Here is a 12,259-nt window from a genome sequence, read left to right as displayed (position 1 = left end):
TTTTGTCTCCCAATTATTAGTATAAATAGTATATCACAAAATCTTAAATTTCTTCAGTCCAAATATCTGCACCGAGTGATTTCAAGTGTTCAACGATATTAGTATACCCTCTATAAATATGTTTTACGTTGAAAATAGTAGTTACACCTTCAGCAATTAACCCAGCCGTAATCAAGCATGCGCCTGCACGAAGGTCACTTGCATAAACTTCTGCACCCTTTAAGTGAGATGGTTTAATTGTTGCAGTGCCTTCATCAGAATAAATATTAGCTCCCATATGTTTGAGTTCTTCCACATGTTTAAATCTTGCTGGATAAATCGTATCCGTTACAAAAGAAGGACCGTTCGTCATAAATAATAGAGGTGTAATTGGTTGTTGAAGATCCGTAGCAAAACCTGGATAAACTAAAGTTTTAATATCTACATTCTTATATGGCGCTTGTTTACGAATAATTGCTTTCTCGTCTTCAATTTGGATGTCGACACCAAGTTCTCTTAATTTTACCGTTAAAGCTTCTACATGCTTAGGTACGATGTTATTTAATGTCACTTCTTCACCCATTGCAGCAGCCATACACATATATGAACCCGCTTCAATTCTATCAGGGATGATTTGGTATTCTGTACCATTCAATGTTTCAACGCCTGTAATTTTTATTGTAGTAGTACCTGCACCTTTAATATTAGCTCCCATACTCATTAAGAAATTTGCAACATCTACAACTTCAGGTTCTTTAGCGGCATTTTCAATGATAGTTTGACCTTTAGCATGAACTGCTGCAAGCATAATATTAATCGTAGCACCTACACTGACCATATCTAAGAAAATATTAGCTCCCTTTAATTCTTTAGCTTCTATCTTCATAGATGTGTCACTCGATTCATCTACTTCTGCGCCTAATGCTTTAAACCCTTTAATATGTTGATCTATTGGACGAGGTCCTAATGGACATCCTCCTGGTAAACCAATTACACACTTTTTGAAGCGTCCAAGCATTGCGCCCATCATATAGTATGAAGCACGTAGTGACTCAACTTTATTGTTAGGTAAAGGTGCATTTTCTATTTCAGTAGTATCTACTTCTAATTCTTTACCGTTTAATTTCGTTTTAATATTCAAATCTTCTAACAAACTCACTAAAGTTTTGACATCAGAGATTTGAGGAAGACCATCCAACTTTACATGTCCTTGAGCTAATAAAGTTGCGGGGATAATAGCAACAGCGCTATTTTTCGCACCACTAATTTCTACTTCTCCTTTTAGTGTTTGTCCACCTCTTATTTTTATTACCTCTTGAACCATACGATTTGTCTCCTTTGTTTCCTTCTTTTTTAAAATTTCACATTATTAGCATTATAAAATAATTTTACTTTGTTTGTAAAATACTTCAATTCTTAGCTACAGAAAATGATTTATTTGAAAAATTATTATACTTAACGTCATTAATTCGTGTTCTACTTAATTCAAGTTTACATCGATATTAAATTATTACCTCTTCTACAATAATTTAATCGTTAAAATTGTGTATATGTATGAAATAAATATTGTTTCATTTTAATTAATATCTGTTTAAACGTGTGAAGTGTATATTTATAATTGAATTTCTGATTTTAGTATAGCATAAAAAAGACCATTGAAAGCATCGTTTCAATGGTCTTAGAGCGATATGATATAAAATTATTTAGCGCGGTTAGATGTACCGAATTCTTTAATTTTACCTTTTACAGTTTCTTTAATTGCTTCACGTGCTGGTCCTAAATATTTACGTGGATCGTAAACATCTTTATCGTTATTTAATACATCACGAACAGCTTTAGCTGAAGCAATTTGATTTTCAGTGTTTACATTAATTTTCGCAGTACCGTAAGGAATTGCTTTTTGAATGTCTTTAGTTGGGATACCTGTACCACCGTGTAATACTAATGGTAATCCAGTAGAAGCACCAATTTCTTCCATTTCTTTGAAGCCTAATTTAGGTTCACCTTTGTATGGTCCATGAACTGAACCTAATGCAGGTGCTAAAGTATCGATACCAGTTTTTTCAACTAATTCTTGACATTCTTTAGGATCTGCATAGATTACGCCGTCAGCAACAACGTCATCTTCTTGTCCCCCAACTGTACCTAATTCAGCTTCTACAGAAACGCCTCTTTCATGTGCGTATTCAACTACTTTAGATGTGATTTCAACATTTTCTTCGAATGGGCTATGAGAAGCATCAATCATAACTGAAGTGAATCCAGCGTCAATTGCTTCTTTACATTTTTCGAAACTTGAACCATGGTCTAAATGAATCGCCACTGGAACAGTAATATTTAAATCATGAATTAATCCCTCAACCATTTTAACTACTGTATAGAAACCACTCATATAACGAGCAGCACCTTCAGAAACACCTAAGATTACTGGTGCATTTTCTTCTTGTGACGCTTCTAAAATAGCTTGTGTAAACTCAAGGTTATTTAAGTTGTATTGACCAACTGCATAACCATTTTCTTTCGCATCAATTAACATTTCTTTCATTGAAACTAAAGGCATGAAAGTTCCTCCTTGAGTGCATCTGTGCACGTATTTTTTCAACATCATTATATCAAAAATACATAGTGAATGCATGCGAATACTTTATTTAAAATTAATAATTTTCACAATCCTTAACCTTTCAACAATTGCAAACGCATACAAGATTACAATTACTCACATATTGCATAACCTACTCGTATTATTTACAATATTTTAATGAAAAGAATGGAGGAACATCATGTCAAAAATTCTTAATACACAATTGACAGGCATATTTAATAGACTCGAAAAACAAGCATTAGATATTCAAATGGCAGCACAATGTTTAATACAAGCTATCGGAGGCGAAGGCTATGTATACATAAAAGGATATGGCGATTTAAAATTTTATGAAGCATTTGTGTTAGATGGTGAGGAAAAGCTTGATTCAAGCCGTTCTCTTGAGCACTTAAATTCATTTGAAGAGATAGATTCGACTGATCGAGTATTCTTATTTTCGCCATTTTATACTGAAGAAGTAGAAAAAGATGTTCAACGTTTAATTGACTTAGATGTTGATTTCGTATTGGTATGTAACAATCCTAAGCGTGATGATTTTCCGGAGCATCTGATGCATTATGTGAATTTATCTACACCTAGACCTATTGTTTATACTGAAGATTACGATAAAATCGTTCAACCTCATCCAATGGCATTCAATTACATATATTATGAAATCTATACGCAAATGATAGAAATGACACGAGATTTAGAATTATAAGGTACAATTTAAAACATAAGAGCTAAGATGGTGGGCTATAGAGACATAGTAGTATGTCTCCTTCCCTAGTATTTTAATAGAGAGCCTTTATCAATGTCCTCATCTTTATATGAGGAATCAACATTATGTGTGCCTTCATTTGAACTATTCATATATTAACCTTTTCTATCGGAAGTGAATTAAATGAAAAAAGTCAACATTTTAATAATATTAATTTTAGCATTAATAATATTATCTTTCTACATATCTCATGAAATTAAGAGAGAGCACTATATCAAAGTTCAAAAAGCACGTATTGAATTATTTTTCAAACATAATTTAAAAGGCTACAAAAATATTGATATTAAAAACACTTATAAATCTCCAATGGGAAGTTATAACATTGAAGGTACCATCAACCATAATAAAAGATTGAATTTCACTGCTACAATGACTAGCGATACAAACTTTCAGTTCGAAGAAGATCTTACTATTTCTGACAAAATTGATAAAATGTTTAAAACTGACTCAGAAAATCCAGATTTTCCTAATGAAATCATCCGGAAAACGAAACTTAAATCAACAGATTATGAGGCAAAACCTCCAGTTATATTTAAATTTTAAACTTACGCCCTCTACATTATTTTTGTATTGAAAATAATCATTCATAATCTGTAATTTTAGAATAAGAATATGATATAGACCTTTAAAAGCAAAGAAAACGGAGATTGCTATGACATCAGAATAGCGATCTCCGTTTTTATATGTTTTATAAATATTTATTGTTGTTGGTATTTAAATGAAGCTTCAATAAATGATTTGAATATTGGTTGTGGACGGTTAGGTCTTGATAAGAATTCTGGGTGGAATTGACATGCGATGAAGAAATCATTTTCAGGAATTTCAACAATTTCTACAAGTCGTCCATCTGGGCTTGTACCTGAGAAGACCATACCATTTTCTTCTATTTGTTCTCTAAATTCATTGTTAAATTCATAACGATGACGATGACGTTCTTCGATATCATTTTCAGAGTAAATTGATTCGGCAAGTGTGCCTTCTTTAATATGACATGGATATAAACCAAGACGAAGTGTACCACCTAAATCTTCGATATCTTTCTGTTCAGGTAATAAATCGATAATTGGATAAGGTGTGCTTGGGTCTAGTTCGGCTGAATGTGCGCCTTCTAAACCTAATACGTTACGTGCATACTCTACCGTTGCTAATTGCATACCTAAACAGATACCAAAGAATGGAACATTGTTCTCACGAGCATATTTAATTGCAGAAATTTTACCTTCACTAGCACGGAAACCGAAACCACCAGGTACTAAGATACCATCAACATCTGATAAGTAACTTTCAACATTATCATCAGTAACTTCACTAGAATCAATCCATTTTACCACTACATCTTTCTTAAGTGGATAACCCGCATGTTTAAGTGATTCAACTACTGACAAGTATGCATCTTGTAAACTTACGTATTTACCTACTAAACCGATTGTAATTTTACCATCAAGATTATTCACTGTATTTAAAAGATGTTCCCATTCATCTAGTTGTGTTTCATACTTCGCATTTAACTGAAGACGTTGAATAACAATATCGTCCATGTCTTGTTTGCTAAGTTGTAACGGAATCTCATAAAGAGAATCTGCGTCACGACATTCAATAACACTTTCTTTATTGATATCGCAGAATAATGCAATTTTATCTTTCAAGTCTTGAGTCATTTCATATTCTGTTCTTACTACAATTAAATCTGGTTGAATACCTAAACCACGTAATTCCTTAACACTGTGTTGTGTAGGCTTAGTCTTCATTTCTCCAGCTGCTTTAATATAAGGTAATAATGTACAATGCACGTACATGACATTTTCACGGCCTAAATCACTTCTAATTTGACGGATTGCTTCTAAGAAAGGTAGTGATTCTATGTCACCTGTCGTACCACCAATTTCAGTAATAACGACATCTGCATTTGTGCTTTCTCCTGCTAATAATAATCTTTCTTTAATTTCATTTGTTATATGTGGAATAACTTGTACTGTTCCACCTAAATAGTCGCCTCTACGCTCTTTCTTTAATACATGAGAATATACTTTCCCAGCAGTTACGTTTGAATATTTATTTAAATTAATATCAATAAATCGCTCATAGTGACCCAAGTCTAAGTCTGTTTCTGCTCCATCATCTGTAACAAATACTTCACCATGTTGATATGGACTCATTGTACCTGGGTCCACATTTAAATATGGATCAAATTTTTGAATTGTAACTTTAAGCCCTCTATCTTTGAGCAATCTACCGAGAGAAGCGGCTGTGATTCCTTTTCCTAATGATGAGACTACTCCGCCTGTTACAAAAATAAATTTTGTCATTGTCTGACCTCCTGTAAAATTTAGGGTTGCTACCTCGTAGTTGAAATAATATTTAAAACTGTGAGTAACATGACATCCTTTTATGTAAAACATATAAATGTTTCAAAGTTACTCTACAATTCTGTTCACTTTTAATATTGAGGTATTTGAAAAAACAAAAAAACGCTCCCTCTCACAACAATTGTAAGGGGGAGCCTATCTACTTAATACACGTGTCCTAATTAAAGGAGCCCGAATAAAATTCTATCATCTTTTAACTAAAAATAAAAGTCCCATTTTTTATTCTAGACTGTAGAGATACCTTTTAAAATTAAGCTAGATTATCAATACTCCGTATTTAAATTAAGAATAAATCTTTTTGTACCAGCTTTCTTATGACACATGCATAAATCACATGTGTTCGTACTCCACTTTATGTCTAACTCATTTACTAATAATTAAATCAAAGAATGTGAATTAGTCGTTGAAGTCTTCTTCGTCTTCGAACTCTTCTTCTTCCTCTTCTGCCATGTCATCGTCTTCATCTTCTTCAATAACGATGTCAGAATCGTTGATTTCTTCTTCTACATCCTCATCTTCAGGATCATTTAATGTTTCTTGATCGTCAGTTTCAGCAGGAATATCATCGTCATCATCGATGTCATCCTCACCTAATAATTTAAGATTTTTATCTTCTTCATCATCGTCATCAAGAATATCAAATTTTTGAATCGTAGGTGCGATTTTCTCTTCAATATCATCAACTGAATACCAGTCACGAAGTCCCCATTGATTCTCTCCAACGTTTAAGAAACGTCCATCAGTATTAAGGTCAGTGTAGAATTGAACAACACGTGTTTCAATGTCTTCGTATTCATATCCACCTAAAGATTTAAATTCATCAATGATATCGTATAAGTTCATTGTTGTTTGTTTATCATTTAATAAAGTGTAAGCCATATCGATAAATGACTTCTCATCTACCATTTCTTTCGTGTAATCTTGAATTTTCATTAAAAAATACTTCCTTTCAAAGGATTTTTTCTCTTATTAACGTCAAATTTTCATTAACTAATATTAACAAAAATAAATTATAAATGACAACATGTGATTTCGCAATCACAACTAATAGTTTATGTATTTTTCAAATAGTACATAATCTTCAGCTTCTTCAATGACTACAAAATTACTATTTACACATAAAGGTTTCAATTCATTATGTTCACCATATAAAGTGATTGCCAAAACTTTAATACTATCAAAGTTTTTACGAATATACGTTGGCAGTTGGCGAAGTGCACTTTCAGCAATACCTTCATTTCTGTGTTCTTTATTGACTTCAATTGCAGAAATTCTCATTCTATTTTCGATTTGCTCTACAGCGATAAATCCAACTTTTTCTTTATCTTTAAGTAAGTTAATTACATGAATATTTGCTTCTTCCGATGTTTCACTTTCAACTAATCGAAGTGAAGACACATGTTTAGAATCTAAATCTAAGTAGTAAAGACGCTCTTTACCGATTGGTCCTTCCTCTTTGGTTGCCGTATGCATGAAACCAGCACGCTCATAAACATTCCATGCTCCTTTATTTTCCGCATCTACGACAAGATACAAATGATTAAAATCTGGGAACAATTCTTGCACATACTGTGGTAAAAACATCATCATTTTTGTGCCATAACCATGACCTTGAAATTTCTCATTCACTGACAATGAACGAACATATACGACATTTTCTGGTGTATCATAACCTTCATGTTGATAAAATTGATGCAAAACAAAGAATCCCACGACTTCCCCATGTTGATTCATAGCGATATTAGCTACTCTATTGTCATCATTTAAAGCGTCATCTAAAACATCTTTCGGTAGTGAAGAATAAATTTGTTGTCTTTCACTTAACTCAAACTCTTGTACTGCTTCGCGATACTTTTCCTCGAAGACTTGAACTATAATATCTTCAAACTCTTTTTTGATAAACATATGATTAATCCCCTATTCATTAGTTACACTATTAATTATATATGAATTAAATATCGATTACTATTTAAGATTGTAGAAATTTACTGATTTGACAAGGATTGATTTACTTTACCCTTTTACAAAAAAGATTCTTACAATGTCCATACCCTATTAAAGTAAATTAACAACCATAAAGTGATTTTTAATTAAATTGCACTTGTTTTTCAAAAATTTTAATATACTATTATGAGTGACGTATTTTTGATGTGGAGTGATAATCATATGAAGGTCGGTATTGATGCCGGGGGCACTTTAATAAAGATTGTTCAAGAACAAAATGATAAACGTTCATACAGAACAGAATTAACTACAAATATAGAGAAAGTGATTGATTGGTTAAATCATGAAACAATCGACTCACTTCATTTAACTGGTGGTAATGCTGGTGTTATTGCAGAAAATATTACGATTCCAGCTCAAACTTTTGTGGAATTTGACGCTTCCTCAAAAGGGCTAGGTATTCTTTTGAAAGAACAAGGACATCATCTTGAAAATTATATATTTGCAAATGTTGGTACAGGGACTTCACTGCATTACTTTGATGGTAAAGATCAACAACGTGTGGGTGGTGTCGGAACTGGAGGCGGTATGATCCAAGGGCTAGGTTACCTGTTATCAAACTTAACTGATTACACTGAATTAACTAATTTAGCACAAGGTGGCTGTCGAGATTCGATTGATTTGAAGGTCAAACATATTTATAAAGATACTGAACCACCGATTTCTGGCGATTTAACTGCTGCTAACTTTGGAAATGTCCTACATCATCTAGATGAGAATTTTTCTTCTGCGGATAAACTTGCTTCTGTTATTGGTGTCGTCGGTGAAGTAATTACAACGATGGCTATTACATTAGCTCGTGAATATCACACTGAGAATGTAGTCTACATCGGCTCATCTTTTAATAATAATCATTTATTACGCGAAGTCATTGAAGATTACACTGTTTTAAGAGGATTTAAACCTTATTATATTGAACATGGCGCGTTTTCAGGCGCATTAGGTGCAATCTACCTCTAACTCATATTCATAAAAAAAGAGCAAGGTATAGAAATCATCTTACTAAAAATTAGATTTCTACCTTGCTCCTATTTTTTATACTTATCATATTTTAAAAAGTAATTTCATTAGAAAGTTTCTGTGCTGATAATACAGTACCTACAACCCCAGGTTTTAAATCTACAGCTACTGCTTTATCATCATCACGTAACTTATCTAACCATTCACCAAATACTTTACCTTCAATTTCGATAATTTCGCATTCTTCAAAATCTTCGTCTCGCACTTTACGTGCACGATTTTTAATGCTCCATACCGGCATAATATGAGGTTTATGATGGTCATCATCACTAATCATAATAAAGTTTTTCTCGCCTTTATTAGTTAAACCATATACTTCATCATATTTAGCTACATCTTTTACAAATTCTTTCATTCTAATTTCATCGAGTTCTGACATTAACTCGTCAGTCATTTTGACAACATCCACTAAATGACCTTGTTCTTCTTCAGTAATATTTACTAGAATTTCATCCCCGTTATCAAACAAATCATCCATTTCATATGTGACAAAACGGTCGATATCCGCACGGACAATCTTGTCAAACTCAACAGAATTTTGAGATAAATAAGACTCTGCTACAGATTCGTCCGTCCACATCGCAATATAGGATTGATTTTTTTGATTTAATCTCACTAATTTCTTATTTTTTGAAGCAAAATAAATATATTCGTTGATTAAAATATCTTTGAAAAATGCTTCATGTTTATATGACATGCTTAACCCTCAATTCATTAGTTATTCGTATCGTTTACAATCAAAATCTTAAATGACTTAGAATTGTTAGTCAATTATGCAAAATATAAACATTTCAAGAATTTAATATCTGAATATTAAGAAAATAATAAATTGAAAGGTAATCATTTTAAACCAAGCGTCATACTATTTTCTATAAACCTAGTTCTTTGATAAACGCATTTTCATACTCAATAATGTCTGATCTATTTGCACCATGCCATATACATCCGAATCGAGAATTCACTTCATCTTTACCATACCAATCGCCATCGTAATAAGATAAAGGATATAATACGCCTTTTTCTACGTATTTAAGAATCGTGTTAAAGAAATGTGTGTTATCTCCTTTTGAAAAATAACTATAAAATTTGTGATATCCTTCAGTTAAGTCATTAGCGAGTAATAGCATACTTGTCGAACCATTTTGCCTAAAATTTAAATCAATCGCAAAAACATCGTCATTTTTATCTACAAGTAAATCAAAACCAGCAACACCAAAGAAGCCTTTACTCACTCCTATTTTCATGATCTCTCTGCCAGCGTCAATCACATATTGTGGAACATCAGTCACATTTTCGTTGCCGTTATAAAAGCCATAATCATTAGTCAGTTGTTGTGCTGTTCCTAAATATTGTAATCCTAGTTCATCCGAGTAAGCATATTGAACGCAATAATTATTTACTGCTTCAATCTTTTGTTCAATAATTAATTGTTCTGTAGCTTCAGTAGCTTCTTTAATACGTGTTATCGCCTTTTCTAAATCTTCATCGTTATAACAAATCATCACGCCATACCCACCGGCTGTAGGTAAATCATCACCGGGTTTAATTACAAATGGATATGACCATGATTGGATACGCGTTTCAAATTCTTCTATAGGTACAATGTCTCTTTTAGGTACATATTTATAATTAGTCCATTCAGGAATTCGAGATTTATTATTTAGAGCTACAAAGATATCCTTGTCTAATGCGTAAAACTCTTTCTCTAAGATATCTTCATCATGAATATATTGAAAATAAATCTTTTTCCCTTTTTCATGTGCGAGTTGTTTAATTAATGCTTCATACGTTTCTTTATTCTTAAATTTATATATATGTTCAGGTATTTGTTTCCCAACCAATTTAAATAATTGTTCTAATTTCTCAGTAACACTTGCCTCATGCACAATAACTGGGAACTGATTTGCGATAAGCAATTCTCTTCCCGTTAAAAAGTTTGATTGATGTTCATCAGGTTTTAACCACGGATTGGAAATATATGAAGGCCTGGATGTATATACTACATCGTCATTGTATAGATCACTCAGTGTTAACATAGGTCCTTTCACTTTTTCATTCATCATTTAACATGCCCCTTTTTATGAGTATGTTCTTCAACTATTTCATTGAACAACTGCTCATTTTCAATTAATTCTAAGCCCATTAAAGCTAAGATTTTAGCCCCTCTTATCAATGCCTGGTCCCCATGTACACTTGCTGCCGCTTCTCTAAAGCGATGCGTATGGCCCACTAAATTTCCAGAACCTATTTTAATGTGCGGATGAATCGTAGGCACGATGTGACTTACATTACCCGTATCTGTCGAACCATAACCAAAATCGTCATCGATGACATCTTCGCCCATTTCAATTGCATATTTTTCAAATAAATCATCGAGCTTTGGTGACTTAATAAACTCATTCACCCCATTTTGAATTGGGCCAAATTCATAATCGCAACCCGTTTGAATTGCTGCACCTCGTGCAATTTGATTAACCTTTTCAGTTAAAATATCTAATTCTTTACGCGTCGTGGCTCTCGTGTAAAAACGAGCATGTGTAAAGTCAGGAATAATATTTGCAGCTTTACCACCGTCTAAAATAACACCATGCACGCGTTGGCTCTTTTTAATATGCTGTCTGAGTTGAGCCACACCATTAAAATAGGTAATCATAGCATCTAAAGCATTCAGTGCTTCGTCTGCATTTTCAGAAGCATGGGCACTGCGTCCATAAAATTTAATATCCAATACATCTACTGCAAGCGTATCGATTGTACGATATGTTTCATTACCAGGATGCACCATAAGCGCAACATCTATATCATCAATGATACCTGCTTTCACATAAGAGGCTTTCGCCGAACCGTTCTCGCCACCCTCTTCAGCTGGACAACCTAACACCACAACTTTGCCACCTTTATCATCGATGACTTGTTTTAAAGCTGTGCCGCCTAACACACTTGCAGTACCTATAATATTATGACCACATGCATGTCCAAGACCCGGTAAAGCATCATATTCAGCTAAAAAGCCGATTGTAGGCCCCGGCTTATTGGAATCATAAGAAGCGATAAAACCTGTCGCATGACCAGCGATATCTGTTTCAATTTCAAACTCATAAGCTCTTAAAATGTCGATTAATGTTCTTGAAGCAAAAATTTCTTCATTTCCTAATTCAGGGCGTTCATGAATACGATGACTGATTTCGACATAATCATATTTTTTATTTTCAATAAAATCTAAAATCTCTTGTTTAGCACTCATTGTATCTAACTCCCTTTGAAACATTGCCATCTCATCATTTTTGCTTCACATTGATTAAGATGAAAAGCATTGATAGATTTCTTATATAATTAAACGATATACATATTAGATAAACCTTATTGTGAAGATTTATAGCTTTGCCATTGTGACTTCAATTTAATTATTACTTATTCTATCGGATTAAATTAGCGTTGTCATTACTTTTAATTATATTTACACAATTTTCTTACAATTCAATTTCCAACTTTGTCTCGATATTTTTCAAAATTGTAAATCATGAAAAG

11 protein-coding genes are annotated in these 12,259 nt (G+C 32.9%); 3 read left to right on the top strand and 8 right to left on the bottom strand.

The features are described 5' to 3' along the window. Positions 1-43: 43 nt before the first annotated feature. Both HMPREF2580_RS00285 and fdaB read right to left on the bottom strand, forming a co-directional pair. A complete protein-coding gene (locus tag HMPREF2580_RS00285) occupies positions 44-1,303 on the bottom strand; it encodes a UDP-N-acetylglucosamine 1-carboxyvinyltransferase (protein WP_070829999.1) in 1,260 nt (419 codons plus the stop codon). A gap of 375 nt (positions 1,304-1,678) precedes the next feature. Beyond that, positions 1,679-2,539, bottom strand: coding sequence for a class IIb fructose-bisphosphate aldolase FdaB (fdaB, locus tag HMPREF2580_RS00280; RefSeq protein ID WP_037541862.1), 861 nt, complete (start codon positions 2,537-2,539; stop codon positions 1,679-1,681). A gap of 220 nt (positions 2,540-2,759) precedes the next feature. Here fdaB and HMPREF2580_RS00275 point away from each other — a divergent pair, with 220 nt between their 5' ends. Together HMPREF2580_RS00275 and HMPREF2580_RS00270 are read left to right on the top strand one after the other, a co-directional pair. Next, positions 2,760-3,281, top strand: a complete 522-nt coding sequence (locus tag HMPREF2580_RS00275; RefSeq protein ID WP_070829998.1) for a DUF2529 domain-containing protein — start codon at positions 2,760-2,762, stop codon at positions 3,279-3,281. Positions 3,282-3,464: 183 nt separating this feature from the next. Continuing rightward, the gene (locus HMPREF2580_RS00270) at positions 3,465-3,884 is read left to right on the top strand and encodes a DUF1433 domain-containing protein (protein WP_070829997.1); all 420 of its coding nucleotides are present in this window, start codon (positions 3,465-3,467) and stop codon (positions 3,882-3,884) included. A gap of 155 nt (positions 3,885-4,039) precedes the next feature. Here the strand turns inward: HMPREF2580_RS00270 and HMPREF2580_RS00265 are convergent, their stop codons facing one another. The 3 genes from HMPREF2580_RS00265 to HMPREF2580_RS00255 all read right to left on the bottom strand — a co-directional run bounded on the left by HMPREF2580_RS00265 (position 4,040) and on the right by HMPREF2580_RS00255 (position 7,612). Then, positions 4,040-5,647, bottom strand: coding sequence for a CTP synthase (locus HMPREF2580_RS00265; protein WP_037541863.1), 1,608 nt, complete (start codon positions 5,645-5,647; stop codon positions 4,040-4,042). Between the two features lie 456 nt (positions 5,648-6,103). Further along, positions 6,104-6,640, bottom strand: a complete 537-nt coding sequence (gene rpoE / locus HMPREF2580_RS00260; RefSeq protein ID WP_037541864.1) for a DNA-directed RNA polymerase subunit delta — start codon at positions 6,638-6,640, stop codon at positions 6,104-6,106. Between the two features lie 111 nt (positions 6,641-6,751). Next, a complete protein-coding gene (locus tag HMPREF2580_RS00255) occupies positions 6,752-7,612 on the bottom strand; it encodes a GNAT family N-acetyltransferase (protein WP_002445602.1) in 861 nt (286 codons plus the stop codon). A gap of 261 nt (positions 7,613-7,873) precedes the next feature. Between HMPREF2580_RS00255 and coaW the strand changes: the two genes are divergently transcribed. Next, positions 7,874-8,671: a type II pantothenate kinase gene (gene coaW / locus HMPREF2580_RS00250; RefSeq protein WP_037541865.1), complete on the top strand. Its 798-nt coding sequence runs from the start codon at positions 7,874-7,876 to the stop codon at positions 8,669-8,671. A gap of 91 nt (positions 8,672-8,762) precedes the next feature. On the opposite strand, the gene HMPREF2580_RS00245 is transcribed toward coaW, so the two are convergent. The 3 genes from HMPREF2580_RS00245 to HMPREF2580_RS00235 form a co-directional block, all read right to left on the bottom strand. After that, positions 8,763-9,428 (bottom strand): DUF2750 domain-containing protein, encoded by a 666-nt coding sequence (locus tag HMPREF2580_RS00245; RefSeq protein ID WP_070829996.1) that lies wholly within the window; start codon positions 9,426-9,428, stop codon positions 8,763-8,765. Positions 9,429-9,600: 172 nt separating this feature from the next. Then, a complete protein-coding gene (locus HMPREF2580_RS00240) occupies positions 9,601-10,791 on the bottom strand; it encodes an L-aspartate--L-methionine ligase LdmS (protein WP_070830026.1) in 1,191 nt (396 codons plus the stop codon). Then, positions 10,791-11,975 carry a M20 family metallopeptidase gene (locus HMPREF2580_RS00235; protein ID WP_070829995.1) on the bottom strand — a complete coding sequence of 395 codons (1,185 nt, stop codon included), beginning with the start codon at positions 11,973-11,975 and terminating at the stop codon, positions 10,791-10,793. The genes HMPREF2580_RS00240 and HMPREF2580_RS00235 overlap by 1 nt, the downstream gene beginning before the upstream one ends. Between the last annotated feature and the right edge of the window lie 284 nt (positions 11,976-12,259).

Source organism: Staphylococcus sp. HMSC036D05, from assembly GCF_001836225.1.
Taxonomy (GTDB): domain Bacteria; phylum Bacillota; class Bacilli; order Staphylococcales; family Staphylococcaceae; genus Staphylococcus; species Staphylococcus caprae.
This window is presented reverse-complemented; position numbering and strand designations above follow the sequence as displayed.

Excerpts from the sequence above, each read along its gene's own strand:
- HMPREF2580_RS00265 (WP_037541863.1), bottom strand. The coding sequence starts at position 5,647 with ATGACAAAATTTATTTTTGTAACAGGCGGAGTAGTCTCATCATTAGGA.
- HMPREF2580_RS00235 (WP_070829995.1), bottom strand. The coding sequence starts at position 11,975 with ATGAGTGCTAAACAAGAGATTTTAGATTTTATTGAAAATAAAAAATAT.
- HMPREF2580_RS00245 (WP_070829996.1), bottom strand. The coding sequence starts at position 9,428 with ATGTCATATAAACATGAAGCATTTTTCAAAGATATTTTAATCAACGAA.
- HMPREF2580_RS00285 (WP_070829999.1), bottom strand. The coding sequence starts at position 1,303 with ATGGTTCAAGAGGTAATAAAAATAAGAGGTGGACAAACACTAAAAGGA.
- fdaB (WP_037541862.1), bottom strand. The coding sequence starts at position 2,539 with ATGCCTTTAGTTTCAATGAAAGAAATGTTAATTGATGCGAAAGAAAAT.
- HMPREF2580_RS00270 (WP_070829997.1), top strand. The coding sequence starts at position 3,465 with ATGAAAAAAGTCAACATTTTAATAATATTAATTTTAGCATTAATAATA.
- rpoE (WP_037541864.1), bottom strand. The coding sequence starts at position 6,640 with ATGAAAATTCAAGATTACACGAAAGAAATGGTAGATGAGAAGTCATTT.
- HMPREF2580_RS00275 (WP_070829998.1), top strand. The coding sequence starts at position 2,760 with ATGTCAAAAATTCTTAATACACAATTGACAGGCATATTTAATAGACTC.
- HMPREF2580_RS00255 (WP_002445602.1), bottom strand. The coding sequence starts at position 7,612 with ATGTTTATCAAAAAAGAGTTTGAAGATATTATAGTTCAAGTCTTCGAG.
- HMPREF2580_RS00240 (WP_070830026.1), bottom strand. The coding sequence starts at position 10,791 with ATGAATGAAAAAGTGAAAGGACCTATGTTAACACTGAGTGATCTATAC.
- coaW (WP_037541865.1), top strand. The coding sequence starts at position 7,874 with ATGAAGGTCGGTATTGATGCCGGGGGCACTTTAATAAAGATTGTTCAA.